Origin of the sequence: Alicyclobacillus acidoterrestris (assembly GCF_022674245.1) — a bacterium.
GTDB lineage: Bacteria > Bacillota > Bacilli > Alicyclobacillales > Alicyclobacillaceae > Alicyclobacillus > Alicyclobacillus acidoterrestris.
Genome location: NZ_CP080467.1, coordinates 532,771 through 559,517 on the forward strand (window position 1 = coordinate 532,771; position 26,747 = coordinate 559,517).

At 53.6% G+C, this 26,747-nt stretch carries 25 protein-coding genes and 2 riboswitches; of the genes, 17 read left to right on the top strand and 8 right to left on the bottom strand.

Annotation, left to right across the window (positions count from 1 at the left end; all coding sequences use genetic code 11):
• The first annotated feature begins 198 nt into the window (after positions 1-198).
• The gene (locus K1I37_RS02525; protein ID WP_021298154.1) at positions 199-1,122 is read left to right on the top strand and encodes a ketopantoate reductase family protein; all 924 of its coding nucleotides are present in this window, start codon (positions 199-201) and stop codon (positions 1,120-1,122) included.
• 924 nt (positions 1,123-2,046) lie between these two features.
• On the opposite strand, the gene K1I37_RS21460 is transcribed toward K1I37_RS02525, so the two are convergent.
• A complete protein-coding gene (locus K1I37_RS21460; protein ID WP_021298152.1) occupies positions 2,047-2,178 on the bottom strand; it encodes a hypothetical protein in 132 nt (43 codons plus the stop codon).
• Positions 2,179-2,217: 39 nt separating this feature from the next.
• On the opposite strand from K1I37_RS21460, the gene K1I37_RS02530 reads away from it, so the two are divergent.
• The 5 genes from K1I37_RS02530 (at position 2,218) to K1I37_RS02550 (ending at position 4,573) form a co-directional block, all read left to right on the top strand.
• Complete coding sequence (locus K1I37_RS02530) at positions 2,218-2,481, top strand: hypothetical protein (RefSeq protein WP_021298151.1); 264 nt, start codon at positions 2,218-2,220, stop codon at positions 2,479-2,481.
• Between the two features lie 113 nt (positions 2,482-2,594).
• Complete coding sequence (locus K1I37_RS02535) at positions 2,595-3,029, top strand: spore coat protein (RefSeq protein WP_021298150.1); 435 nt, start codon at positions 2,595-2,597, stop codon at positions 3,027-3,029.
• Between the two features lie 64 nt (positions 3,030-3,093).
• Positions 3,094-3,387, top strand: coding sequence for a hypothetical protein (locus tag K1I37_RS02540; protein ID WP_021298149.1), 294 nt, complete (start codon positions 3,094-3,096; stop codon positions 3,385-3,387).
• A 36-nt stretch (positions 3,388-3,423) separates the two neighbouring features.
• Positions 3,424-4,056 carry a spore coat protein gene (locus K1I37_RS02545; RefSeq protein WP_021298148.1) on the top strand — a complete coding sequence of 211 codons (633 nt, stop codon included), beginning with the start codon at positions 3,424-3,426 and terminating at the stop codon, positions 4,054-4,056.
• Between the two features lie 307 nt (positions 4,057-4,363).
• A complete protein-coding gene (locus K1I37_RS02550) occupies positions 4,364-4,573 on the top strand; it encodes a hypothetical protein (protein WP_223204242.1) in 210 nt (69 codons plus the stop codon).
• A 217-nt stretch (positions 4,574-4,790) separates the two neighbouring features.
• On the opposite strand, the gene K1I37_RS02555 is transcribed toward K1I37_RS02550, so the two are convergent.
• A complete protein-coding gene (locus K1I37_RS02555; protein WP_021298146.1) occupies positions 4,791-7,694 on the bottom strand; it encodes an EAL domain-containing protein in 2,904 nt (967 codons plus the stop codon).
• A gap of 75 nt (positions 7,695-7,769) precedes the next feature.
• A riboswitch (cyclic di-GMP riboswitch) is annotated at positions 7,770-7,866 on the bottom strand.
• A gap of 109 nt (positions 7,867-7,975) precedes the next feature.
• Here K1I37_RS02555 and K1I37_RS02560 point away from each other — a divergent pair.
• The 5 genes from K1I37_RS02560 to K1I37_RS02580 all read left to right on the top strand — a co-directional run bounded on the left by K1I37_RS02560 (position 7,976) and on the right by K1I37_RS02580 (position 13,150).
• The gene (locus tag K1I37_RS02560; RefSeq protein ID WP_021298145.1) at positions 7,976-8,326 is read left to right on the top strand and encodes a P-II family nitrogen regulator; all 351 of its coding nucleotides are present in this window, start codon (positions 7,976-7,978) and stop codon (positions 8,324-8,326) included.
• Between the two features lie 17 nt (positions 8,327-8,343).
• Positions 8,344-9,618: an ammonium transporter gene (locus tag K1I37_RS02565; protein ID WP_021298144.1), complete on the top strand. Its 1,275-nt coding sequence runs from the start codon at positions 8,344-8,346 to the stop codon at positions 9,616-9,618.
• 125 nt (positions 9,619-9,743) lie between these two features.
• Complete coding sequence (locus tag K1I37_RS02570) at positions 9,744-11,462, top strand: ATP-binding protein (RefSeq protein WP_021298143.1); 1,719 nt, start codon at positions 9,744-9,746, stop codon at positions 11,460-11,462.
• Between the two features lie 183 nt (positions 11,463-11,645).
• The gene (locus K1I37_RS02575) at positions 11,646-12,380 is read left to right on the top strand and encodes an ABC transporter ATP-binding protein (RefSeq protein ID WP_021298142.1); all 735 of its coding nucleotides are present in this window, start codon (positions 11,646-11,648) and stop codon (positions 12,378-12,380) included.
• Complete coding sequence (locus tag K1I37_RS02580; RefSeq protein ID WP_021298141.1) at positions 12,377-13,150, top strand: ABC transporter permease; 774 nt, start codon at positions 12,377-12,379, stop codon at positions 13,148-13,150. The genes K1I37_RS02575 and K1I37_RS02580 overlap by 4 nt, the downstream gene beginning before the upstream one ends.
• 60 nt (positions 13,151-13,210) lie before the next feature.
• Here the strand turns inward: K1I37_RS02580 and K1I37_RS02585 are convergent, their stop codons facing one another.
• Complete coding sequence (locus K1I37_RS02585; RefSeq protein WP_021298140.1) at positions 13,211-14,119, bottom strand: aminoglycoside phosphotransferase/kinase family protein; 909 nt, start codon at positions 14,117-14,119, stop codon at positions 13,211-13,213.
• A gap of 1,090 nt (positions 14,120-15,209) precedes the next feature.
• On the opposite strand from K1I37_RS02585, the gene K1I37_RS02590 reads away from it, so the two are divergent.
• Together K1I37_RS02590 and K1I37_RS02595 are read left to right on the top strand one after the other, a co-directional pair.
• Positions 15,210-16,382: a ParM/StbA family protein gene (locus K1I37_RS02590; RefSeq protein WP_021298138.1), complete on the top strand. Its 1,173-nt coding sequence runs from the start codon at positions 15,210-15,212 to the stop codon at positions 16,380-16,382.
• The gene (locus K1I37_RS02595) at positions 16,379-16,939 is read left to right on the top strand and encodes a hypothetical protein (RefSeq protein WP_021298137.1); all 561 of its coding nucleotides are present in this window, start codon (positions 16,379-16,381) and stop codon (positions 16,937-16,939) included. Before K1I37_RS02590 ends, K1I37_RS02595 begins: the two co-directional genes overlap by 4 nt.
• An 83-nt stretch (positions 16,940-17,022) precedes the next feature.
• Here K1I37_RS02595 and K1I37_RS02600 read toward each other — a convergent pair whose 3' ends face one another.
• The gene (locus K1I37_RS02600; RefSeq protein WP_031219179.1) at positions 17,023-17,895 is read right to left on the bottom strand and encodes a bifunctional 5,10-methylenetetrahydrofolate dehydrogenase/5,10-methenyltetrahydrofolate cyclohydrolase; all 873 of its coding nucleotides are present in this window, start codon (positions 17,893-17,895) and stop codon (positions 17,023-17,025) included.
• Positions 17,896-18,022: 127 nt separating this feature from the next.
• Positions 18,023-18,105: riboswitch (ZMP/ZTP riboswitch) on the bottom strand.
• 175 nt (positions 18,106-18,280) lie between these two features.
• On the opposite strand from K1I37_RS02600, the gene K1I37_RS02605 reads away from it, so the two are divergent.
• Positions 18,281-19,438 carry an aminotransferase class I/II-fold pyridoxal phosphate-dependent enzyme gene (locus K1I37_RS02605; protein WP_021298135.1) on the top strand — a complete coding sequence of 386 codons (1,158 nt, stop codon included), beginning with the start codon at positions 18,281-18,283 and terminating at the stop codon, positions 19,436-19,438.
• Positions 19,439-19,724: 286 nt separating this feature from the next.
• On the opposite strand, the gene K1I37_RS02610 is transcribed toward K1I37_RS02605, so the two are convergent.
• Entirely contained in the window at positions 19,725-20,861 is a 1,137-nt protein-coding gene (locus K1I37_RS02610; protein WP_031219178.1) for an N-acetyldiaminopimelate deacetylase, read from the bottom strand.
• On the bottom strand, positions 20,861-21,565 hold the full coding sequence (dapD, locus tag K1I37_RS02615; protein WP_021298132.1) for a 2,3,4,5-tetrahydropyridine-2,6-dicarboxylate N-acetyltransferase: 705 nt from the start codon (positions 21,563-21,565) through the stop codon (positions 20,861-20,863). The genes K1I37_RS02610 and dapD overlap by 1 nt, the downstream gene beginning before the upstream one ends.
• A gap of 147 nt (positions 21,566-21,712) precedes the next feature.
• Between dapD and deoD the strand changes: the two genes are divergently transcribed.
• Complete coding sequence (gene deoD, locus K1I37_RS02620) at positions 21,713-22,420, top strand: purine-nucleoside phosphorylase (protein WP_021298131.1); 708 nt, start codon at positions 21,713-21,715, stop codon at positions 22,418-22,420.
• Between the two features lie 4 nt (positions 22,421-22,424).
• On the opposite strand, the gene udk is transcribed toward deoD, so the two are convergent.
• Positions 22,425-23,042, bottom strand: a complete 618-nt coding sequence (gene udk, locus K1I37_RS02625) for a uridine kinase (RefSeq protein ID WP_021298130.1) — start codon at positions 23,040-23,042, stop codon at positions 22,425-22,427.
• 144 nt (positions 23,043-23,186) lie between these two features.
• Here udk and gnd point away from each other — a divergent pair, with 144 nt between their 5' ends.
• The gene (gene gnd, locus K1I37_RS02630; RefSeq protein WP_021298129.1) at positions 23,187-24,083 is read left to right on the top strand and encodes a phosphogluconate dehydrogenase (NAD(+)-dependent, decarboxylating); all 897 of its coding nucleotides are present in this window, start codon (positions 23,187-23,189) and stop codon (positions 24,081-24,083) included.
• A 114-nt stretch (positions 24,084-24,197) separates the two neighbouring features.
• A complete protein-coding gene (locus K1I37_RS02635) occupies positions 24,198-25,226 on the top strand; it encodes a LacI family DNA-binding transcriptional regulator (protein ID WP_021298128.1) in 1,029 nt (342 codons plus the stop codon).
• Here K1I37_RS02635 and K1I37_RS02640 read toward each other — a convergent pair.
• Positions 25,203-26,726 carry a gluconokinase gene (locus K1I37_RS02640; RefSeq protein WP_021298127.1) on the bottom strand — a complete coding sequence of 508 codons (1,524 nt, stop codon included), beginning with the start codon at positions 26,724-26,726 and terminating at the stop codon, positions 25,203-25,205. The genes K1I37_RS02635 and K1I37_RS02640 overlap by 24 nt on opposite strands.
• Positions 26,727-26,747 lie beyond the last annotated feature (21 nt).

A 26,747-nucleotide genomic window follows, 5' to 3' on the forward strand; every position in this document is an offset into this window, starting at 1 on the left:
GAATCACCGACAAGCAGTGTGAGCGGCTACACGATGGACAGTCGCCCATCTGGTCATACATCTGGTTCATCTTTGTCTTGTAATCAAAGAGGTTATCACGGCGATTGTAGCGCACATAAGGGAGGAATCCTTCGGTCCGCGGCGACGGGGGTTATATTATAATAGGTGGTAGGTGTCGATATAGTAGGGGGATGTCATATGCGTGAAATTCAAAATGTTTCGGTAATCGGATTGGGTGCCATTGGCGCTGCCTATGCGAGTCGGCTGTATGATATGAATCCGAAGTGCGTCCGCGTCATTGCCGACGAGGAGCGGATTGCGCGCTATCGCTCGCGCGATATGGTGGTCAATGGGCGCGCCTATGCGTTTGATTACGTTTCCCCAGAGACAGAGGTTCATCCTGCTGATTTGGTGATTATTGCCGTGAAGTATGAGGGATTGGCGCAGGCGCTGGCCGATATCCGTCGTCACGTCGGCCCAGACACGATTATTTTGTCACTGTTAAACGGCATCTCTAGTGAGGAGATGATTGCACAGGCTTATGGTGACAAGAACCTGTTATATGCGATTTGCGTTGCGATTGACGCAGTGCGGGAAGGCGCGTCCGTTCGGTTCTCTGGGATTGGCCGCATCTGTTTTGGGGAGCGGGATAACACGGTGTATTCAGCCAAGGTGCAGCGCGTAAAATCGCTTTTTGAACGGGCGAATATTCCGTATGAGATCCCCACGGACATGCTTCGAACGCTATGGTGGAAATTTATGATTAATGTCGGCGTGAATCAAGCATCAGCTGTGCTTCGAGCACCTTATGGCGTCTTTCAAGCTGTTCCCGAGGCGCATGAGCTGATGGTGCGCGGGATGCAGGAAGTTGTGGCGCTCGCTGAACATGTAGGCGTTCATTTATCGCAGGACGACATCTCCGGCTTTGATGAAATATTGTACGCGATGTCGCCAGATGGCAAGACGTCTATGCTGCAGGATATTGAAGCGGGGCGAAAAACAGAGGTGGACTACATGGCGGGCGCCGTGCGAAGGCTCGGGCGTCAGTATGGGGTTGCGACACCCGTTAACGATATGTTTTATTTGGTGATTCGGGCAATGGAGGCTTTGCAGTATCATTAATCCTCTGTGAACCGACGAGTCAGTTTGCGGCTGGATGGCAGATGTGTAGGTAAAGGCGCAAAGCTGCTTGAACGGGGGTGGGTTGCAGGCTCTTCTGGCTGCCCCTTCGATTCGAGACTTATTCGAAGCCATAGGGTTGTAAATCTAAGAGAGCAAAGGACAAGGGCAGACCAGCGCTGAAGTCAATTTTCAGCCAGTCCTCAAAGGAAGGGGAGATGGGTGTTCAAATGCGCATACCTTACAAATATTTGTGCAGTCCCAGTCCAAATAAATTCACCATTGCAATATAAACGGGGTATACAATTATCATTCCAATAATGATTAAGCCAGCTGCTGAACTAGGGGCGTTCTCTGGATTTTTAAATGGTAAAAGATAAGAAAAAACACATATAAAAACGGCTAGGTATGGTACCCAAAGCAATACTGACCAAAATATAGACTTTTTATTCCCCATCCATTTTCTTATTAAAATCAAAATTGAGATTGTGAAGGTTATAATAAACAAAATACCTATAGAGATTATAATGTTATTAACAGTACCTAATTCCAAATGTGTAAGTATACTTATGCGATAAACATTGAGGACTAGTTCAAATTCCACAAAGAACAAAAGAGCGTATAACAAACTCACAAAATTAACCTTTATAAAGGATTTCATCGACAACTTCCTTATGAGATAATTATTTTTAAATAAGCCTCCCACAAAACCAAACAAAGATCCATTATACACATGTGTACTACTATAAAGAACCAACAGCGTCTGTCTTCTTCAGCCATCCTCGATGGGCCATACGAATCCCGTATGCTATATTTGCGAATTCCTCTGGGTGATCGGCATCGATGTTGATAGCGACCGGTGAGATGCATGTAGTACCTGTACCCTTGTTGACTTCGCGCGCACCTGTTCGATTTCCCCATGTAGTGTCAGAAGATTCCGCGTTGCGTCGCAGATTCCTCTGTCGATTTAACATGTTCAACGCCGACCATTTCATCCAATTGGTGCCTGTCGCAGGCGATGCGGGCGGATGACGTGAGAATCTGCGGGCGCTTTCGCATACAGTGCCACATATCTCTTGGCCGAAGGAGGATCATTTGGTGAGTGACATGAACGAGGTGACAAAGGGGATCGGCGAGTTGCTGATTTCTGATGTGCTGTCGAAACATGGCATCCGTCGCGAGAATACCCGGCAAATTTCCGATGAGCAAAAGCAGAAAATCCGGGAATTAGTCAAAGATCTGCAGGCGCAAGTCGACGAGTTCATGAAGCAGCAGGCTGTGAAGACGACACAAGTTCCTAAGGATTTGCATGCTCCGTCTGAAGCGACCGACGCGGCGGCGAACCCTCGCCGGCGCAGATAACGCGTTCCTTTCACTGGAACGTCCAAAAAATAGGTGTGCTTCTGGGGGAATGCCCCATACAAAATAGTCTTTCGTGTAATACCGTGTGGTATCAAACGTAAGGAGTGAGTGAGTTGTCAAGTGAGAAGAAATGGTCCGCATTAGACCCAAGTGCTGAGCATCCATGTGCCCCACGTGGTGGCGTAAGTCAATCCGCGACGGAATCCATTAAGACCGTGCAGAGCAACGACGAACACATTTACATCAAGGACTCTTGTGATGTAACGGTGACGACGACGGACATTCAGGCAGCCGTCAACCTGCAGGTCGCTATCCAATTGGCGATTGCGTTGATTATCAACATCTCTATTGCCGATGGGCAACAAGCAGACAGTATCACACAGGATCTTTTGCAACGGATTCGCACGCGGCAGGATATCCACCAAAAGACAGTCGTTGAGAACTCCCGTGGAATCACGGTAACCACGACGGCGGCTGAAGCCAGCGTCAACATTCAAATCCTGCTTCAGGTTCTCTTGGCTATCATTGCGAAGTTGGAAATCCTCTAAGTTCCACAGGAGGGTACATTTGCCGCCCCAACATGGGGCGGCCGTTGCTTGAAGGGGGAGCAAGATGGGTACAGCGGGTGATGAACAAAACAAAACAGGCACTTCGCCAAATCTGAACGCGCTTTTTGATCAGGTTCAGCGCGGTGAGGGCGAAGCGTCTGGCAAGGTAAATCGCCTTGTGCAGTTGCTGGAGACCGCTCAGGCTGAAGCGAGTCGCGTATTTGCAGAGCATGGAATCATTGTCGCTGATCATGTTACGCAGGAGAAGGACGAGGAAGAACAGGCGCCGCAGCGGAACAGGGTTCGCAAACGACTGGTTTGGCCGCGTCGTCACGGTGGCGATGCGCCAGTCGAGTGACCCGGGCGCAAGTGGCGTGATCCGGAGGGGAGCACAATGAGTTCACGCAAGAGAAAGTTACGAAAGCAGCACGGCAAATTGGTCGTGAAAAAGTTTGGTCGACGTGCTCAAACGATGCGCAAGCGGCGTCATAACCGCCTGTCGTTTGGCTACGATTACGATATCAACAAAGCTGAGGGCCTGTACTTGCCAAAGCCGCACTTGACGAGTGAAACGCGTCACAAGCGGCGTTTTGAGCCCGAGTGGGCAGAAGGCGACAACGCCGAGTTTGCGCTTGAGTTGCCGAATGTCGAGGCAGCCGACGAAATTGTTCAAGTGGATGAGACGTCGGTTTTCACGGATGAGGAGAATTGCCTCATTGTGATTGTACGGGACTCTTGTGATGTCGAGATTGTGAACCAGGACTTGACGGCAGCACTCAATCTCCAACTGACTTTACAACTTGCGCTGGCGACCATTCTGAGTTTGACGGTGGGCGAGAATACCGCCAACTCGATTGTCGAGGAAATCGTGTCGCAATTGAGCGATATTCAGCGCACGCGAAAAGTCATTCATGTGGAAAATTCGCAGTCTGTCAGAGTTCAGCTGTCGAGCACAGAAATCTCGTTTAACATTCAAGTTCTCCTACAGCTCTTATTGGCTATCATCGCTCAAGTGGAAGTCGCTTAACGTCTGGCGAGTGAGGGCCTATCACTGGGCGGACCCGCGATGTGGAGCGTGGCCTTCTAGCCATCCGCAGAGTGAGTGTCCGGGGATTTTCCGTATAGAGAATCTTTCCGCTTCTCTATAGCGGGTGCGTCCAGTCGGTCGTCGCTCGAGATTCCATACCTCCTTTGATGTTACAGCGTTTTGGTTCTGCTTAGATTCAGTACATAGATATTTCGTTGTATGCCTTTGTCGCTTTCGCTATGCGGTTGACGGCGTGTTGTAGTCCAACAAACGGGGCATAATTTTGGACGAGGTGATCTGTGTGAAAATGGAATCTGTACATGAACAGTTGAAGCAATGGGGAGAGTTGATTATCACCACAGACGCAGGGGACACGTACGAAATTCACTTGGGGGATACGACGTTTGATGTGGATAAACGCCTCATCAAATTTACGACGCCAGATGCTGAGTATGTCATCGAAGGTGACTCGGTCGAGAGCGTGAAGAAGCACTTCAGTCACGAAGCAGATGAGTAAAGCCCGGTTTTGAAAAGAAAACAGGCGGTCCGTCTGAGTGACCGCCTGTTCGTCTTGGCGATGTGCACAGGTTGTGCTCGGTTTGGCAATCTTCTTTAAGAAACCCCGGAATCGCAAACATCCTCTGGTCACTCCTCGTGGTCTGACTTCGTTCGTATGAGCCCAAAGGACTGTATCATCTTTATCAATAAATCAATAAGCGTGATCCATTTCACTGTTATGATTGGAAGAACGAGTCGAGCGGACCAGTAAACCATTCACCGTCAAACTTTCCGGCCTGGACTTGTATAGCAAAGTCATTAAACAGTGGGAAGAGCTTTTTGCGTTCAGCTTCATCCAATGAGAATTCCACTCCGTATTGAAGTAAATTGTCCGCTACTTCTTCAGACCAGACAATCGATCCCTCCAATTCGATGATGCGTTTAAATAAGGTCAGTTTGAAGTGCAGGACGACGCCATGGTTTGCAGGAAATCGGAGATTCGAGACAAACCGCAGACCGCCTGGCCCGATGTCCATGAGTAAAATGTCCGTGTACCCAAGGGACAACCGTCGTGAGTTGACCGCGGCGATGGTTACCATTGCAACCATCGGGTGCGGCGGGGTCACTCGGAAGTGTTTGCGGCGGTTTTCAATGGGTGCCGGGCTCGTCTGATGTACAGGATTCGGTGTCAACACACCCGTGCGCAGGAGTTCCTCAAACTGCTGGGCTGGAACGGGTTTGCTGAAGAGGAATCCTTGAATTTGCTCGCACTTTGCCTGTTTTAAAAAGTCGAGTTGTTGTATGGTCTCCACGCCTTCCGCGACCACCGTCAGGCCTAGGCTGTGTGCCAGTTGAATCACTGAGCTTACAATTTGTGTAGGTGCCCAGTGGTCAGGGACGTGTGACACGAACGACCGATCCAGCTTAATGCCATCCAATTCATAGCGGTGCAGCCAACTGAGGGATGAGTAGCCGGTTCCAAAGTCGTCGAAGAAAATCGCGATACCCATCGTACGCAGTTGTTCAATGGCTTTCACCACCGATGGCTCATTCGGCATAATGGTCGTTTCTGTAATCTCAAACTCTAGTTGTTGCGGGGGTACATTGTATTTCTTTAAGGCGTTGCGAACTGAGTCGACGAAATTCGCAACGAGAAACTGTTTTGCGGACACGTTGACCGACACTTTGATGCCTTTGGCAATGGAATTGCTCCATGTCTGGAGTTGCTGACAGACGGTCTCAATCACCCAGTCGCCGAGTGGGACAATGAGACCGTTGTCCTCGGCAATTTGGATGAACTCGCCGGGGGAGACGAGCCCCCAGTCTTCGTGGTCCCACCGAATCAACGCTTCAGCAGCAACGATGCGCCCCGTGACGGCGTCAATGCGCGGTTGATAGTGCAAAACGAAGTCATTGTTTCGCAGTGCGGTGCGAAAGTCGTTCGCTAAGGAAAACTGTTTATACGCGCCGGCCGTCAGGTTCGTGGAATACACCTGCATGGCGCTGTGCCCTACGTCCTTTGCATGGTGTAAGGCGATATCGGCGTGTTTCATCAGCGTTTCGGTATCGGTTCCGTCGATTGGATAAAAGCTGATGCCAATTCCGGCTGAGACGTATACGGCATACTGGTCAATCCGAATCTCTCGTTCAAACAGATGGAGCAATTGGTCAGCCAGGTGATATACGTGTTCCTGGTTTTCGGCACCCGGGACGAGAATGGCAAACTCGTCTGCACCAATTCTGGCGACGATGCACTCTGATGGAATGCGCGTGCGGATGTCCTGAGATATTGTCTGAATTAACTTGTCCCCTATTGAATGCCCAAGTGTGTCGTTGATATACTTGAATTTATTCAGATTCATGGTTAAAACGGCGAACGGGTGATTGCGCTTTGCTGCGAGTCCAATCATGGCCGATAGTTGTTCTTCGAATGCGCGCCGGTTGGGTAGGTCGGTCAACCAGTCGTGATCGGCAATGTAGTTCATGAGCTCCTGAGTTTGCTTATTCTCTGTGATGTCGTGGAAGTTTACGATATACCCGTCGGTACGCTTTCCTTTGTGCAAGTTGTGGAACGTCGCATCGCAAATGCGCCATATGCCGTCTTTATTCTGAATTTGCAGTTCAATTTTGATTTTATTTTGTTTCCCGTTTGACAGGTTTTGAATGGCCTCTTCACACAGTTGCCTGTCGTTTGGGTGTACGAGTGCTAAAAAATCGGTTTGAGCGACGTCAATAGCACGATGGCCGAGCACGTTCTCGATAGCATTACTTACGTATGAAATGCGCATGTCACGTGTTAGGGTGAGGAATACGTCCGAGGAGTGACGTGTCAGCGCATGCAGATGCGGCTCGCTCTGAACGCTCGCTTGCTCTGTCATGTTGGAATGGATGAGCGGTTGGTAATGCTCCGCCACACCGATGATCTCGCCCAACTCATTATGCAGTGAAAATAGGCAAACGGTGGCTGTGAACGTGGTTCCGTCCCGTCTTATGTAATCGTTGTCAAAGCAAATTGTCCCACCGTGCTGTAGCGCTGTCTGATAGAGGTTATACATCGCCTCTTTGTTTTCCATGCGAAGATGAACCGGCTGGTGCAAGAGCAATTCTTTTTCGCTCCAACCGAATAGTGCTTGTGAAGCCTGGTTCCACTTTGCGACGTTTAGGTGTTTGTCGAGAATGACGAGTGGGTCAGTCTCGTAGTTTTCGAGGACGTGGAGTTGGTTTTTGAGCACAAACAGATTGTGCTGCATGACCATCCTCGTGACATCGCGTAGGGTACCTTCGACGTGCGTCAGCGTGCCGTTCTCGTCATATACGCATTCAGCTGTGCCTTGTACATAGCGCGATTGGTTCTGTGGCCCGCGAATGCGGTACGTAAAGCTGCGGCTTTGCAGTTTGTCTTGAAAGACTTGTCGCCAGTAGGCTCGGATGATTTCCCGGTCGGCGGGGTGAATCCGTTCGACAAGCATGTTTGGGCGAAGGGATTCTGTGTTCGAGGTAAGACCGAAAATTTGGTACACTTCAGGTGAGCAACGAACTTCTCTTGTGGAGACGTGATATTCCCACCTGCCAATGCTCAGAATCTCCAGGCCCTGCGCATGTCCTGGAGCTTTCCGATTAAACCACGTCCTGGTTTTCACGTTGGCGCCCCCTCAATGTATTCTGTCGGTATCATAAAAAAACGACACCCGTGATACGGGTGTCGTTTGTCCGGTCACGGTAGCTGGCTGGCATATCCGCAGACCGAAATCTGCAGAGGTAGCCCCTGTAGCTTTGCGTCACTTCGTTTCCGAAGGTTTGCCTTTTTCGTTGTGAAATCAATTCGACACGATTCAACAGTGTCCTGTTTCATAGTTTGGTATATTTCTTAACTAGACAGCCAAGCGATTCCCTGTACAATCTGCAGAAAGGAGCGATGTGTGTGAAACGGATAGATGCGGTCATCCGCCCTGAAAAACTTCAAGCCGTGATAAAGGCTCTGAGAAACATGGGTGTCAACGGGTTTACTGTCATCCCTGTGCAGGGGAGAGGACAGGAGCGCAACGCACAGGGTGTTTACCGCGGGCATACGTACAACATTAATTTACATCCCAAAATCAAACTGGAAATTGTGGTATCCGACATATATTTGCAGCGAACGATTCAAACCATTATCGACGCCGCACAGACGGGTGAGACGGGAGATGGCAAGATCTTCGTCTACGAGGTTCTAGAAGCATACAACATACGGACGGGTGTCGTCGATGAAACGATAGATGAATTGAACCGCTAAGGGGAGCGATTTTGCTTATGGAGAACGCCCTGAACACCGTTTGGGTGGTCCTTACAGCGGCACTTGTGCTGTTTATGGAGGGCGGCTTTAGTCTGCTAGAAGCGGGACTAGTCAGGACGAAAAATGCGGTCAACGTGACGATGAAAATTTTTGTAGATCTGACGTTTGGCGCACTTGCCTTTTATCTCGTCGGGGCGCATCTGCTGTTTGGTGGCGACAAATGGCATATTGTCGGATTTGGTCGAATACTTGGTCCAGGCCACCTGTCACCGGAGGCCTTCATATTATTTCAGATTGGGTTTGCGATTGCCGTGGTTTCGATTATCTCCGGTGCCGTTGCCGAGCGTTTCCGGTTTTCCGCGTACATCGTAACGGTTTGTCTCACCTGCGGCCTGGCGTATCCTATCTCAGCCCACTGGATATGGGGTCAGGGTGGTTGGCTTGCAAAGCTTGGGATGGAGGATTTTGCGGGGTCTGCAGCCATTCACGCTATGGGTGGATTGATGGCGCTGATGTTGGCTTACCTAGTCGGGCCAAGAAAGCATCGTTTTAATCGAGACGGCAGCGTGAACGTCTTTGCTCCGAGCAATGTACCACTTGCGTCATGCGGCGCATTTATATTGTGGTTTGGCTGGTTTGGATTCAATGCGGGCAGTACGCTGAGCGCAACAAATGGGGAACTCGCCCCGATTGCGCTCAATACGTTCTTGGCCGCTGCAGCAGGTGGAATGTCGGCCATTCTCTTCAGTATGTACAAGTTCCGGGTGGCTGATCCCAGTATGACGATTAACGGATCGCTCTGTGGATTGGTCGCCGTGACGGCAGGCTGTGCGTATATAGGGCCTTACGCCGCAATGATTCTTGGGTTTTTCGCGGGTATTTTAGTCATTCTCGCGACAGGCTGGATAGATGCCTTGCATATTGACGATCCGGTCGGTGCCGTTGCGGTACATGGCTTTGGCGGGGTTTTTGGAACTCTGGGCGTGGGGTTGTTTGACCGGTCATCTGGGTTGATTACGACAGGGCATATCCACCTGTTTGCCGTGCAGCTGCTGGGCGTGTTGGTCGTCGTGGCCTGGGCACTTGTCTGTGCGACATCCATTGGCTGGGTGCTCAAAAAGACGGTTGGAATTCGTGTCGGGTCTGCGGAAGAAGATGAGGGTCTGGATATTGTGGCGCACGGTATCCCTGCCTACAATGAGTTGGAACGCTTTAGTGACGGATCGCCTTTATCGTTGAGCGACGACCCCGGGGTGGAACTTGGGAAACAAGAGACGTCAACCGAATTCTAGATTTTCCGATATAATAACCAAGGTGGTCGTGGTCAAGGTAGGAGACGGTGGTTCCATCGTCTCCTTCTGTCTGTATTGGGTCGTCGTATGTCCTTTTGTTTGATTGCTGTAAAGGGGAATGACAAATGCAGTTGAAGGCGGCCCATTGGGTTAGAGCAGAACAGACAATATGGAGATTCGGACTCTGCATTATGGGCGTATTTCTAGCGCTGATTATTGCAAGTGCGGTGCTCTTTCAGATCAATACGCAGAGCGCCCTAGACAGTATGGGGAATTATTTACATATAGATCAGCAACTGGACGAATTGAAAATTTCCCTGATTGATGCGGAGACGTCGCAACGGGGGTATGACCTCACGGGTGACGCGTCTTATCTAGCGTCGTTTGAAGCCGATTCCAAACGGTATGCTGAAATTGCAGATGCGTTGCACCAGTGCAAGTTTCCAAATGACATGAGGCGCGAACTGGAGACGACCATCTCGCAAGGAAACCAGTGGCAGTCACAGTTCGGGCGGCCACAGATTTTGCGCAAGCAGCTGGGGGAACCCGTCACGCAGAGAGAGCTTGCGACAGGGGCCACGCAGATTGAGAACTTTCAACAATTGGTTGATCACCTTCAATCGCAAGTGATGCAGGTGCACAACCAAGTGGGCAGCGCGCTGGGTCGAAAAGTTCGGGGTATCTTTATCTCTTTTTTTGTGATGGTTGGCCTCCTGGGCGGCGTGGTCGTCCTGACGCTCGTCACGTATTTGGCTAGGCGGCAACAGTCGGAGATGGCGTTGCGAAACACGGAGCGGCGTTTGCGGCACGCGCAGCGGTTGGCTCAGCTTGCGAGTTGGGAGTGGGATCTTCTGCACGATATGCGGACTTGGTCTCCGGAGATGATGGAGATGTTCGCCGTCGATCCGACCGTGTTTGATGGGCACCAGTTCGACATGATGTCCTACATCCATGAGGAAGACCGGGAACTTGTGGGACAAGCTATTCATCACGCCGTCGAGGGGGGGACGTTGGACGTAGAGTACCGAATTATCCGGGCGGATGGTGTGGAGCGGTTTGTTCATAGCGTCGCGGAGGTGGTGTACAACCGTTCGGGGGATGCGACTCGATTGGTTGGTGTGATTCAGGACGTCACAGACCGCAGGCAGACGGAAGAACTGATGCGTCGGACTGAAAAACTCTCCATTGTTGGGGAATTAGCTGCGGGAGTCGCACACGAGATCCGTAATCCACTGACGGCTATCAGTGGCTTCATGGAGATTTTGCAAACGGTCCCGCCAGATGTGCAGGAACACTATTTGGCGATTGTGCGCGAAGAGTTGAATCACATTAATGTCATCGTCAGCGAGTTTCTTCTGTTAGCAAAGCCGCAGGTCGCGACCTACAAGGTGAATTCTCTAGAGCCGCTCGTTCAAGATGTGGTTCAACTCTTGCAGACGCAAGCGATTTTAAAGAATGTTGTGCTGGTTTATCACTTTGATCAGAATGTTTTACCCATTCGGTGTGAGGCGAATCAAATGAAGCAGGTCTTGGTCAACCTTGTGAAGAATGCGGTCGAGGCGGTGCCTGAGGGTGGGCACGTGGAGGTTCGTGTGGAAGGATGCGGGCAGGAAGTCGCCATTCGGGTGGTGGATAATGGTGTTGGCATCCCGAAAGAGCGGATGAAGCGGCTTGGTGAACCGTTTTACTCGACGAAGGAACGAGGGACTGGACTGGGCCTCATGGTGAGCCAACGAATTGTGGAAAGCCACGGGGGCAGGATGATAGTGGAAAGCACTGTCGGACAGGGGACGACCGTATCGGTCGTTCTGCCCGTGTCGACTGATGCGTTGCAACCCGTGTAAGTTGGTTTCCGTTGCGCTATTTTGATGTCGCGGCGTAGGAATTTGGGTCGTCCATGCGGGCTGCGCTTGGCCAGGCACATGTACATTTCCATGGATTACACTGCGTCTATGGATTACACTGCTTCTTCCGTGGGATTCTTCCAAAGTACAGCATGGGCTATGTGAAGGAGCTGGGATGTATCGATGGACATGCACGCAATCGAATTTGTGGATGTTTCGCTGCGCGTGGGAGAAGATACACTGCTTCGAAAGGTCGACGGCAGGGTGCCGAAGGGGCGAATTGTGGCGTTAATTGGGCCATCTGGCTCTGGGAAGAGCACTCTGTTGTCCATGTGCAATTTAATGCGCACGCCGACGAGCGGCGAGGTGTACGTGGAGGGGCGCGAGGTGCGAACATGGCCGGTGCGCGAGCTACGCCAGAAGGTGGCCATGGTGTTTCAGTCGCCGACGATGTTCCCGGGTACGGTCGCTGATAATCTAAGCTTTGGTCTCCGCTTGCATGGATTGTCACTGTCCAATCCAGCCGAGCTGTTAGAGGATGTGGGCCTAGATCCGTCACTTTTGGACAAGCGTGCGGAGGATTTGTCGGGTGGTCAGAAGCAGCGGGTGGCGCTTGGGCGCACGTTGGCCATGCAGCCCGAGATTCTACTGCTCGACGAGGTCACGTCCGCCTTGGATGTGCATGCAAAACTCGAAGTCGAACGCACGATTTTGTCGTTGCACGAATCGCGGGGGACGTCGATGCTGTGGGTCACACACGATCTCGCCCAAGCCCGCCGCATCGCCGACATCATCTTCTTTATGGACGCCGGAGAACTGGTTGAGGTGCGTGACGCGGCAGCGTTTTTTAACGAACCGCAGTCTGCACCGGCGCGACGGTTCCTAGAGACGATGCGAGAGGGGGATGAGGTGCAGTGAGTTTTGCGACTTTGTCGTTCACCCTTGTCTTTGTAGCCATCAGCGTTGGCCTCTCGATATGGCTTCGCTTAGGTGTGCAGCGGGACGTTGTCATCGCCGCGGTTCGCGCTACGATTCAACTGGTGATTGTCGGCTATATTCTCAAATTTGTCTTTCAGGCGCATAACGTCTTATTTATCCTGGCGATGATTGCGCTGATTGTTTGCGTAGCCACCTGGAATGCGCGTTCGCGTGCGAAGCACATTTCGGGCATCGGGTGGCGAATTGGCCTCAGTTTGCTGGCGACAGAGGTGGTCACGCAGGCGTTACTACTCGGGTTGCACATCATCCCTTTTCAGCCCCGATACGTCATTTCGCTCAGTGGAATGATTGTGGGGAACGCGATGGTCGCGTCCGGTGTACTGCTCAACCGCCTGCAGGGTGAAGTGGCGAACAAGCAGAGCGAGATCCAAACGGTGTTGGCGTTAGGGGGTAGCCCGCGCCAAGCGATTTATCCCCATTTGAAACAAGCCATACGCGCGGGGCTCATCCCGACTATCGACTCGACGAAGACGACGGGATTGGTTCAATTGCCAGGCACGATGAGTGGTCTCATCATTGCGGGTGCGAGCCCTGTGCAGGCCGTGCGCTATCAGATGATGATTCTGTTCTGCATCTTGGCTGGGTCAGCCATTTCAAGCATTCTGCTCGGCTTTCTGGCATATCCTCGCTTGTTTAATCACTACGAGCAGTTGGTTTATGAAGAGGGTATGCAAAGCGGGCGGCGCTAAGGCACCGCCTGTGCAGGCCGCGCTCAGATTTCGCGTGTTCCGATTCGTTCAAACTCGCCGTCATGGGAACAAAACTGGGCGGTCGTGCCATGTGGTATAGGGAAGGCGGCCTTGAAGGCACAGGAGTCGATTGAGCACCCGGTAGGTATGGCGCACCCGTTTCAAGGTAGGAAAGTCGCGAATGGCGCGATACCCGTCCACAAAGGCGCCGGCTAACCGCTCAGGCCACTGCGCTTCCAGTGCGACAAGCTCCTGTTCCGGAGGTCCGTAGACGTAAAAGTCGAGGTCTATCAGGTGCGTGAATTGACCGTTCCGAAGGAAGTACTGTGTCGGGTCTTGGTCGAGCATGATCGGCGCGAATTCTGTCGCCAAAGGCGGTTGTCCGCGCAGCGCTTGGGCGGTATCGAGCGCGGTCTGCCGCGTTTTATCGTCCATTTCGAACGCTTGGTTGCTGGCAAAGGTCTCGATGGTTTCCGCCAGGCGCTGATGAAATTGCGTCGGTGTAATGGGGGTCCCTACCATCCCAGCACTGGATACCTGTACGGAGTGAATGGCGGCAAGGTGTCGCCCGTAGGCCTTGGCGCCGGCGACGCTCAATTCGTCGAAGGTCGTGGCGGCGCGTCCGTCGACAAACGCATGCGTCGGCTGATAGGCAGTCGGACGATGCGGGAAGAGCGAATAGAGTTTGGGAATTTCGAGCCGGCTGTGTACGCGAAGCACAGCATATATGTTCAGGTAATGATAGGGTACTTGCATATGCAGTCCGAAAAGCTGCCGAGCGCCTATGTAGAACTCGTTTAGACTCCCATCCTGTTGTCTGGCCGTGCGTATGGCCACACGATGCCCTCTCCACCATCCGATACAAACAACATTGGCTTGCCCCGGATGCTGTGGCGGCAGTTCGACAAAATCTTCGTAGGCGCTGTGGCGCGCGTTCTGGTGCTCTGGGTGCTCTGGGTGCTCTGGCATGGGCATCTCTCCTTTGTTGGTTGCGCCGTGGCGGGTGGGGACGGCTGTAGAGGCGCGGAGTTGCTGCGGGGGATGGCTGCAGGGTCGCGGTACATGCAGCAGCCGGGCGGATTTAAGGCACTTTTTCTGCCTTATTTGCCCGGAACCTGTGGAAGTGTCGTAAATAGAGCATGTTTTGTGCTCTATTTACTCGGATGGTAGGGAAAAATGGCGATTCCAGCGTCAATAAGGTCAGTTTTGTGTCTTATTTGAGTGGATTGACGCGCCGGTGGCAAAATAAGACCAAATTCGTGCCTTAATGCCCCGTCGGTCCTCCTCCCTGGGACTGCCCTCTCGACGCCTGCCCCTCGTCCGGCCTCTCCAGGCCTGCCCCTCGACCCGGCTCTCGGGCCTCCGCCCCCGATGCCCTCTCTCTGGCCCTCGATGAGCACCCTGTGTGTTTGAACCCGCTCCACCGGCTCTGACTTGCTCGATCCCGCCGCTCCCCCTCAACGCTCAGTCTCCGCTCCGCACGAGAGATTCGCGGGCCCGAATCCATCGCCGCGTTCCCCTGGGATGGGGGCGTTCCCCTCTATCAGCCCTTCTTTTGATTGCCTGCTATCATAAGGGCCCAAGGCCGTTCACGAGTCATTCCGCAAGTTGCTATTTAATTGTACTTCAAACGGGCCCGGATGACGCGAATTTTGATGCGCTCCATGTTCGCGGAAACCATGTTCCACGTCGAGCGTAGGATGCTTCTCTCGAACTTTTCACATTGTGTCCAGAGGGGATTCCATATCTTCCCTAGGAGAGGGATTGAACCAGGGGGAAGGGGGATTTCGCAGGTGAGTAAAAATCCTCGGAAGCCTTGGTATGATTGGGTTTTCGGTAGTTAACTAAACTAGTTAACTAGTATATGAATTAATGTAGTTAATTCATTAATTCATCAATGCATTCATTGATTAATTCATCAACTCCATAACTAGATAATGCATCAATGCATCAATGCATCAATGCATCAACTACAAAACTAGTTATTGCGTTGACGATTTGTGAGAATCAAAAATATAATCGAGGTTGAAGCCCTACGAAATCGGAAGGAATGAATTACATGGGTAAAGACCCAACGCTTTTGAATACGAACATTACCGTGGCAGTGGATAATGGAAATAGTTTTGTCAAGGCGGCCTACGACAACATCAATCAGACGTTTATGTTTCCCAATGTGACGGTCCAATCAGATCAGAAGCGGAAAGTGATTCTCAATCAGGGGGATCCGATTGACAACCTCGATTTGGAAATTGTGTCACCTTCTATCCCTGAAGGGTTTGGACGGCATTTTCAAATTGGTGTTCTGGCTTCGCGCCATCCGCGCGCGCAGGCAATTATCGGCCACAAGGCGGCGCAGATGAAGTCGCAGCGCCCAGAGACGATGATTACGACGCTCGGCGCGCTCGCATATGCCATCGCAACGAAGCACAAGGCGGAAATTGCGAACGGTGTGCGTCGCATCCGCGCGCAGGTGAAACTGGGAATTGGTTTGCCGATTGCCGAGGTCAGTGAGGCACAAGCCTTTTCGGACAAGCTCACGCGCGGTGTACATATGGTCGCGTTTCGGTCGACGCCGCAGTATGAGGGCGTCGAAGTGGAAATTCAGATTTCGCTGCCGGATGGCATCAACGTCGATAACGTGTCTGGCATTATCGATCTCGCCAGCGAACCCAAGAGCACGCTGCTCGAGAAGTCGTTTGGGGTGGCTGATCTCGGCGGGATCGACTTGGATATCGCGTTTTTCAAGCCGGGTCTGCAACTCGACGATTACACGTCGACCGGATTTCGCATTAATTTGAATGATATTATCACCCGCATTCGCAAGGACTTTAACGCGCAGATGGGGCAAGACCTGATTAAGAGCGATGTCAACGTGATTGAGCGCCTCGTCAACAAGGATTTTGAGGTCAAGTGGCAGGGCCTTGTGAAGGGCAACATTGGGGATATTGCGAATTTGTACCTGACTGAGCTGGCGCGGGACGTTTTAGACAGGGTTCTCGACGCATGGGCTGAGGCGCCGGAAGCAGAGGAGTTCCTGTTTATTGGCGGCGGTGCGACGATTTTGGCGAGCTATATCAAGGACGTGGAGCGACAAGGGCGTCCGCTGCGCTTTGACGTGCAGGAGCATAGTCAATTGCGCAATCTGCGGGGCACCTTCCGCTCTCTTGAATCCGCAATGGAAACCGGGGTGCAACTCGGCGCGGAAGTCGCGGCAGGAGATGAGACCGTTTGACAAGCAGGCCTAGAAGGACGCGGAAGAAAGCACTAAAACATGGCGATTTGTTTCACGTCTACATCGCGTCTGACACGCCGCCGGAGGTGTGTGAATTCCTTACGGAGCTGAAGTTGAACGGGGATTTCAGCTACGAGGTCCTGCAGATTATTGGCAAGCATGTCGCATCGCTTCAACAATCGCAGGCGACCGCGCAACAGCCTGTTAAATCCACGGTGGAAACCACAGCCGCCGCGAATGTTGTCGAGGTGAAGAAGCCTGCCGAGGTGGCGGAGGAAGCAGTTCGCGACGACGCGGTTCATTCCGTATCACCTTCTTCCGTGCCGCCTGTCACGGCCACGCCTACTGTGGTAACGAGGACGACCGTAGAGATGGAAGCGAAACCGGTCGCTGAGACTGAGAAGCCAGTGGAGGCGCCGCGTCCATCTGTTGCGGATGTGCAGCCAAAACCGCAGGTTCAGGTCGAGAAGAAGCCAGGTGTTGCGCCGAAGCTTGATCCGATTGCGCTGTTACGCCAACAACGGCGGGCCTGGGTTGCGACGAGTAGTTCGCGTTGACTTGAAACGACCAATTCAAATAAACAGGGCTGTCGGTGCACGATGTGCTGCGACAGCCCTGTTCATTTTTTCGGGATGTGCTTTTACGGGGATGGGATAGTCAGCATGCCGGAGGCGTGTTGCATGTCCATGGCATGCAGGAGGTTTGCAAAGATTTGCAAAGTGGTTACGGCGCCCACACCGCCGGGTGTCGGCGTGTACGCGCGGGTGAGCGGTGCGGCTTGTGGGTGGAGATCGCCCGCGACTTCGCCGTTTGCACCTTGTGAGATGCCTACGTCGACCACAACTAAACCGTCGTGCACCATATCGGGGGTAATCAGGCCCGCTTTGCCGACCGCGACAAACGCGTAGTCGCTGCGTTGCAAGTGAGCGCGGACGTTCTGCGTATACTCGTGACAGGCGACGACTGTTGCACCTTCCGCGATTAATAGGTGAATGAGGGGGAGGCCGACAGTCTGACCGCAGCCGACGACTGTGACGTCGTGCCCGCGCAGTGGATAGCCATAGTGCTTGAGTAGACGGATACAGGCCAGTGGCGTTGCCGGATAGAGTGCTGCGTCCGGGGACGGTTTTGCAAACGAATGGCAAGGAGACATGCCGTCGACATCCTTGAGTGCGTGGATGGTGCTGACGATTCGCTGACTATCAATCCCCTGTGGAAGCGGCAATTCTATCATAATCCCATGGACGTTCGGATCTCGACTGAACGCTTCCACACGTCTTGCTACATCTGCTTCTGGGGTGTCTCCGGGTAGTTGGACGATTTCAAACTGAATACCGAGGCGAAGGGCGGCCCTTGCCTTTTGCATGGCATACACGTGGGACGCTTTGTCGTCGCCGACGAGCAGGGTGACCATTCGGGGGTATACCCCTTGCGACTGCCATCGTGCGACCGCTTCGACCAATTCCTGTTTCAGCGCGTTTGCCACTGGTTTTCCCTCTAAACGAGTCGTCATGCGTTCTTTTCAGCCCTCTCCGTTTGCCTACGCGAGAATCCACATGTCCACTTGCAATCACATTGCGCAACCACCCAATCACCATGGATGTCATGGAATGCGCGAAAAAATGCAAACGACCACCTGGGTAATATGCCCAGGCGGTCGACAATTTTCTCAGCCGTGCTTCCTCGTGGTGCTCCACGTTTACCGCCAGTCACACAGCTGTGCATAGGTTGTGTTGTGATGCGCTCAAAAAATTATCCACAGTTGAATATATCAAGAAATTGGACTATCGACAAGTCTAGGGGGATCTCAACGACGCGCGCACCCCGTTCCTAGCGCTCGGTGCTATACTGCCTATATTCAGATATGCCCCAGCAGGCAGGAAGACGAGGAGTGCCCGATGTACAAACTGAACCCAATCACGCGCGAACTACAAATCTCCGGCATTCGTAAATTTACGGACTTGGTTGCAAGCTATCCGGATGCCATCTCGCTGACCATAGGCCAACCGCACTGGCCGACCCCAGAGCACGTGAGGCGGGCCGCGGCGGCTGCTATCGAGGACGGCCGTACGACTTACACGCCGAACCGCGGCTTGCCCGCGCTCCGGCAAGCTGTGGCTATGTACTACAGTGACAAGTTTCAGCTCGAATACCACCCTGAGACGGAAATACTCGTGACGGCGGGTGCTACGCACGCGTTGGATATCAGCTTGCGCACGCTGTTGCAGCCGGGCGATGAAGTGTTGATTCCCGGCCCCGCGTACCCTGGTTATGAACCGGTCGTGCGTCTGGCGGGCGCGAATCCTGTGTTGATTGACACGCGAAGCGACGGATTTAAAGTGACGCCTGCATCGTTCAAGGCGCACGTAAATGAACGCACGAAGGCGATTGTGCTGGCGTCGCCGGCCAACCCGACGGGCGTGGCGTACACGCGCGAGGAATTGTCGGAGTTGGCCGACGCCCTTCGGCCGACGAATTTGTATGTCATTCTGGATGAAATTTATAGCGAGTTGCATTTTGCAGAGCAGCACGTGAGTTTGGCGACGCTCCCTGACATGCGGCATCGCTCTATCGTGATCCATGGGTTATCGAAGTCGCACAGTATGACTGGATGGCGCATCGGTTTTACGTTTGCCCCTGCGGAAATCACTGCAGAAATGGTCAAACTGCTGCAATACAGTATTACTTGCGCGTCCTCCATTAGTCAGTATGCGGCCCTTGCCGCCATGGAGGATGGACGCCACGACGCCAAGCCGATGCGCGAACAGTACCGGCAGAACCGCGATTTGGTTGTAGAGAGCCTGCGTCAGATGGGGCTTCATATTGTGGAGCCACAAGGTGCGTTCTATGCGTTTCCGGACATCACATCGAGCGGGAAGTCGTCGCAACAATTCGCCACAGATTTGTTGCAGGAAGCGAACGTGGCAGTGATACCAGGCGACGCCTTTAGTGCGTTGGGGGAAGGATACGTGCGGTTGTCGTACGCCTGTGAGCCTGACAAGCTGCGCGAAGCGCTTGAACGGATGGGGCGTTTTGTAGCGCGCTGTAGAGGTTAAAATGAGATTTTCCGGGCTCTCGAGTCTGGCCCGTGGCACGACGGGTGCAATAAGTGTCTGTGCATGATTGCCCCTTCTGCGAGCCAAGCTATGGCAGAGGGGGCGAGACGATGCGTAACAATACAAGAAAATCCCGCACGTACGTAGGCGCGGCTATTTTTATTCTGATTGCCATTATCCTACTGGGCATCCGCATTTATCGATACGTCGTAATGCAGTGGACGTAAGTCCGCCCTTGCAGGGGCGGACAGTCCATCTAGTTCATCTGCTGGTCCCTTGCGTAGATTTACAATGCGCCGAGGTAGCCGCGCTCCGTGAAGTAGGGAATGAGCACCTTCAGCGCCACCTCCACGCACGCCTGATTCGGCAGCATCTTCGCGTGGTGCAGGCCATAGGGGGTTTCTGCGCCCAGCCAGAACAAGAAGCCAGGAATGTCCCGCAGGAAGTAGCCAAAATCCTCGCCTGTCATCGCCGTCGGCACGCGTTCGACGCGGGCCAGTGACCGGGTTTCAATAAACGAGATAAATCCTTCTGTCAGCCGCTCTTCGTTCCACACCTGGTAGTAGTTCGCACCATAGTCGAGGGCGTACGTGCAGTCAAACATGCGAGCGATGCCGTCGAGTACGGATTCGATCCGCTGTTTGACGAGTCCCATCGTATCGTTCGACAGCGCCCGAATGGTCCCCTCAATGCGGGCTTGCTCCGCGATGATATTTTGTTTGGTCCCCGCTTCCAATCGGCCAATCGTGATGACGGCGGAGTCGAGCGGATCGATGTTGCGCGAGACGATGGACTGAATGGCGCCGATGAACTGCGCGCCGGCGACCACCATGTCGTTCGCGCGATGAGGGAAGGCTGCGTGACCGCCGCGACCAATCAAGTCAATGAACAATTCTGACGTGTTGGCGAACAGGATGCCTGGGCGCAGCCCAATCTGGCCGACGGCCAAATCCGGCTGAACGTGCAACGCAAAAATCGCATCGGGGCGCAGCGCCTGAAACTCGTCGCTGGCGAGCATCGGCAGTGCGCCACCTGGGCCTTCCTCGGCTGGCTGAAAGACAAATAGGATGTCGTCCACAGGTTGGTTGGTGGCGAAGTGGGACAACAGGCCATACCCAATCGTCATGTGAACGTCGTGACCACAAGCGTGCATCATGCCGTCGTGGGTTGACGCGAAGGGAACGCCCGTCTCCTCGCGAATGGGCAGCCCATCCATGTCTGCCCGGTAGGCGATTCGCCGCGTCGGCGCGGAGCCGCGCACCAGCGCCAAGACGCCGGTACGCCACGTCGTCACCTGAAGGTGCGTTTGCGGCAGCTCGGAGATAAGCGACAGCAGTAGCGCTTGGGTTTGATGTTCTTCGAACCCCAACTCGGGAATTTGGTGAAACGCCTGCCGCACGGATGCGAGTCGGACAGCGTCCATCATAGACGTCTCAGTTCCTGCTTGATTTCGATTTTGGACTTGTCCGTCTCGTGGATTTGCTTGATGACGCGCGCTGGAACCCCGGCGACAACCGTGCCCGGCGCGACATCTTCAATCACCACTGCTCCTGCCGCTACGACTGAGCCTTTGCCAATTCGCACGCCTTCCAGAACGACTGCGTTCGCGCCAATCAACACATCGTCTTCTACGACCACAGGCTTCGCTGAAGGAGGCTCAATGACGCCAGCCAGGACGGCACCAGCGCCGATGTGACAATTCTTCCCGACCGTGGCGCGGCCGCCGAGAATTGCGCCCATGTCAATCATCGTGCCGGATCCAATTTCTGCACCGATGTTGATGACTGCGCCCATCATGATGACCGCGTTGTCGCCAATGGTCACCTTGTCGCGGATGATAGCGCCAGGCTCAATGCGGGCTTGGATGCCCTTGGTGTCGAGCAGTGGAATGGCGGAATTCCGGCGATCCGTCTCGACCACATGATCTTCAATCACATCTTTGTGCTGGCTGAGAAACGCTTCGACGTCGGACCATTCACCAAAAATGACGCCGGCACCACCGTTGACGAACGATTGAATGCCCTCGGGAAACGTGACGTCATCAAGGCGGCCTTTGATGTACACCTTAACAGGCGTACGCTTTTTGCTTTCTGAGATATAACGGATAATTTCTTCAGCTGAATTCACTGCGGCAGCTCCTTCGCAAGTTTGTCTCCCCTCATCATACCGAACACATGGAGACTGGCAAGCGTCTCATGGTATGATGGAGGAGGTTGTCACACAGAAAAAGTTCAGTGCCACAGCCGACATAATCCTCAAAAAGGGGGGGACGGAATGAGTGTACATATTGGTGCTGTAGAAGGGTCTATCGCAGATAGGGTCTTGTTGCCTGGCGACCCATTGCGGGCAAAGTATATTGCCGAGACCTATCTCGACAACGCCGTTTGCTATAACGAGGTTCGCGGGATGTACGGATTTACTGGCAAGTACAAAGGAGTTCCTGTCTCCGTGCAGGGGACTGGCATGGGTGTGCCCAGCATCTCCATTTACGTCACAGAACTGATGCAGTCGTATGGCGTTAAAACGTTGATTCGGGTCGGTACGTGCGGCGCGATTCAAAAGGACATCAACGTGCGCGACGTGATTCTGGCGATGAGCGCTTCTACCGATTCCAATGTCAACCGCTTGCGCTTTGGCCAGATGGACTATGCGCCGACCGCGAGTTTTGACTTGCTGTATAAGGCATACCAAGTGGCAAAAGAGAGAAACGTAGATGCGAAGGTCGGCAACGTTTTCACGACGGATTTGTTCTACAACGACGGCGTAGCGGACCTGGAGAAGTGGGCAAACTTCGGCGTGCTGGCCCTGGAAATGGAAAGCGCGGCCCTATTTACATTGGCCGCACAATTTGATGCCAAGGCGCTTTCCATTTTGACAGTCAGTGACCATATTTTGACCGGTGAGGCGACTACGTCCGAAGAGCGCCAGACCACGTTCCACGAGATGATGGAAATCGCGCTCGAGACGGCTATCAGCCAGTAATCATTCAGTTGTTTTCACTGAGGAACTGACTGACGCGGGTCGTCAGCAAGGCAATTGCAATTTGATTTTGGCCGCCTTCCGGGATAATGAGGTCGGCGAACCGCTTGGACGGCTCGATAAATGCGTCGTGCATCGGTTTGACAGTACTTAGGTACTGGTCGTAAACTGATTCGATGCTGCGACCACGTTCTTCAATATCGCGCCGTATGCGCCGCAAGACTCGAACATCTGGGTCGGTATCGACAAACACCTTGATGTCGAGCAGGGCCCTTAGTTCGGGATCGACGAGGACGTGAATGCCTTCTAGAATGATGACGGGTCGGGCGGGCACATGAATGGTTTGTGCACTCCGATTGTGCGTCTTGAAGTCATAGATGGGCATCTCGATGGACCCGCCTTGTCGCAATGTGGTCACATGCTCGCGCAACAGGTCGTTGTCAAACGAGTCGGGATGGTCGTAGTTGAGTTGTTGGCGACGTTCAAACGGCAGGTCGGAATGATCTTGATAATAGGCATCCTGGGAAATGAGAGCGACGGATTGGGCACCGAGTTGTTCAAGGATAGCCCTTGCCACTGACGTTTTCCCGGAGCCTGTCCCGCCGGCGATTCCTATGATTAACATTCGAACGGACACTCCTTTGCGCAACGTCAGGCAGTATACATGAAAAGGATCGACCGATACAAGCGCAACCAGACATCATTCATCGCGCATCATGAAGATATGTCGCGCCTGCTTTGGTCGGCCACAGAAAGGATGGAGAGAAATATGCAGATTGGTATTATTGGACTTGGAAAAATGGGGTACAACCTGGCCCTCAATATGATGGACCACAAGCACGAAGTCGTCGCATTCGATCTCGACAAGAAAGCTGTAGAGCGCTTGGCAGGAGAAGGCGCGACTGGCGCATCGTCGATTGCAGACCTCGTCGAGAAGCTGCAGGCTCCACGCATCGTCTGGTTGATGGTTCCACACGGCAAACCAGTTGACAACTTGATTGACCAACTGACGCCGCTCTTGTCCAAAGGCGACATCATCATTGAGGGTGGTAACTCCCACTATAAAGAGAGTATCCGCCACGCTGAAGATCTGTCCAAGCATGGCATTTACTTCTTCGACGTCGGTACGTCTGGTGGTACGGAAGGCGCGCGCCACGGTGCTTGCTACATGATTGGCGGCGACGCTGAAGTGTTCAAGACCATCGAACCGCTGTTCCGCGACACCGCTGTGCCAAACGGCTACGTCTATACGGGACGCGCCGGCAGTGGTCACTATTGCAAAATGGTGCACAACGGCATTGAGTACGGCATGATGGCCGCTATCGGCGAAGGCTTCGAAGTCATGGAGAAGGGCCCATTTGACTACGACTTTGCAGAAGTGGCACGCTGCTGGTCGAACGGCTCCGTCATCCGCGGTTGGCTGATGGAATTGACCGAGAGTGCGTTCCGTCAAGATCCGCGGCTGGAGCAGATTAAGGGTGTTGTTCACTCGTCTGGCGAAGGCAAATGGACCGTTGAAGAGGCGCTCAACTTCCAGGTGGCTGCACCGGTTATCACGATGTCACTGTTGATGCGCTATCGTTCCGAAGAGACCGACACGTTCACAGGCAAAGTGCAGGCTGCACTTCGCAACCAGTTCGGCGGCCACGCTGTCGAAAAGGCGTAACGGTCAGGTGATGTTAGGCGGGATTCTGGCGCAAGCGCGGCAGTACCCGCCTAAGGAACAACGCTGTACAGTGTAAGGGAGGACGACGGACGATGGTCGAGGGGGGCGACACGAGTGGATAAACGCGTCACGATTCAGGATGTGGCCCGTCATGCCGGCGTGTCAATCACCACGGTTTCACGGTACCTCAACGAGCGCTACGACTCGATGAGTGAGGCCACGCGCAGCCGCATTGCGGAAGTGATACGCAATCTCGGCTACCGTCCGAACGCCCTTGCACAGGGACTGAAAGGCAACCGCACCAAAATTGTGGCTGCCGTGGTCGTCAACATGAGTTATCCGTTTTGCGTCGGCTTTATGCGCTCGCTCAACCAGGTTTTGTCGCCTGCTGGGTATCATTTGTTTGTCAGTGAAACCGGTGGCGATTCGGAGCGCGAACGGGCCGTTGTACAGTCGCTGCACGCCAAGCGCGTTGACGCGATGGTGCTGCAAAGCGATGGTAAAAATGCAAATCTCCTCGCTGAAATCGCAAAGCAAATTCCAGTCATCCTCGTGGATCGGGCATATTCGATTCCGCACGTCACGAATGTCATCACAAATAATCTGGAAGCATCCCAACGCCTGACTGAGCATCTCTTCGACCAGGGCTATTCTCGCGTGCTCTATGTGACGGAGGCGGAGGATGGTGTACATACCCGCAGGGAACGCCTCCAGGGCTATCTCAGCGCGTGTCAGGTCCACTCTGTGGCGCCCTTTGTGGTCACCGTGGACCGCGAGCGGGAAGACACCTTCCAGGCCGTTCTGGACGGACTAGTAGCCGTGAAAGCGCAGGCGCCAATCGCTATCTATACTGGAAATGGGTTGTTGATGCTGCGGCTCTACCCCAAACTGATGGAGTTGGGGCTACACGTACCCAGCGAATTGGGGATTGCCACGTTTGATAGACCGGACTGGGCTGAATTGGTGAAACCGTCTTTGACGTGTGTGGAGCAGCCGGTCGATGCTATGGGAGCGATTACCGGGGAAATGCTGCTCGACAGGTTGGAGAAACCTGGCGAGACAGCAAATGTGACCGTACCGGGTGAGAAGAAAATTGCATCGGATGTGATTGTCGGCGGTTCAACGCAGTTGCGGCGCGGCTGAGTTCGCGCTCGTTTCTGGCAAGACTGCCGTACAGAGCTGGCGAAACCGCTCGAATTTCTGAACGAGGCGCTCGTGCGCGTCGGCGGACGGTGTTGTCACGTCCAAAGCCTCGTGGTGAATCTCCATCGGCCTGTTGCCAATTGCTTCATTCGCGACCATTGCTGCCCCCAGTGTGGCACCGTCAATCTCCGCTTGTGCTTCGATTTCCACATTGAACAGATCTGCCGTCCACTGACGAACCCACGCTTGTTGAAACAACTTACCTGAGACAATCAGGCGCTTTGGCGTGCCAAGCGATGTCATCAGCTGTTGCGCAATCCAGTAGGCGTTAAACAAAACCCCTTCAATCCCCGCGCGCATGAAATGCGCCTGACTGTGATATCTTTTGAGGCCGATGAACGACAGGGACGCCGATTCATCCCAAATCGGTGCACGCTCTCCGGATACATACGGAATACAAAATAGGTCGTCTGCCGTGAGGTTTCCTGCCTCCTCGACGAGGAGCGGGAATCGCTCGGCGAATTGTTCGCCCGCTTCCGTCAACACATTGCGGTATAACCAGTCGAGCACCACGCCGCCGCTGTTGCTCGGCGCGCCGACCACATATTGGTCCTCTGCGAGTGGGTAGGAAAACGCACGAATTGACTCGTGAGATGAATGATGACGATACCCTGTGCGAATGGCCAGGCTAGTACCCATGGTGAGGACCATTTTCTCGCCATTCATAGCGCCCGCGGCGACCGTAGCCAATACGCCGTCCGATCCGCCGATACACACGGGAATTTGCGAGACGGACTTCGTCACGTCGCCAATCCACGGCGAGATATCGAGCGTGCGGATATGGTCGGTCGGAACCAGCGTCGATAGCTGTTTCGGTGTAATGCCTGCATATGTCAGGGCTGGGGCATACCAGTCAAACGCCGTGGCGTCGAAGAGGCCCGTGGCGGAGGCGATGGCGTGATCGACCTCCCATACACCGAACCAGCGGTGCCAGACGTATTCCTTAATGGACACGAAACGTGCTGTTCGCTTGAACAGTTGCGGGTAGGCCTGACGAAACCACGCGATTTTCGCAACCGGTGCCATGGCGTGAATCGGGGTGCCCGTATGGCGATATATATCCTTGCCGACGGGGCTGTTCCACAGCGAAGTCGCTTCTTGGGATGGCCGGGCGTCCAACCAAAGCATGGCAGGGAACAGCGGCGTATTCTCGTCGTCCATCGGGATCAGGCTGTGCATCGCTGCACTGAACCCGACTGCGTCGATGGTAAAACCAGCGCCAATCACGTCGCGGCAGACGGCCGTAAAGACACCTGTGACGGACGCGTACACCTCTTCTGGGTCTTGTACTGCGGTGCCATCGTCATCGCTGTTTGTGCGGACGCGGGCGCTGTAGCTCGTGATTTCTGTACCGTCCTGGTGATAGGCGATGGCCTTTGCGGTCGTAGTCCCAATATCCAAACCGACGATGCAATGTTTTCCGTATTCATTCTGACTCAAGGCTCTCCACATCCCAAAGCG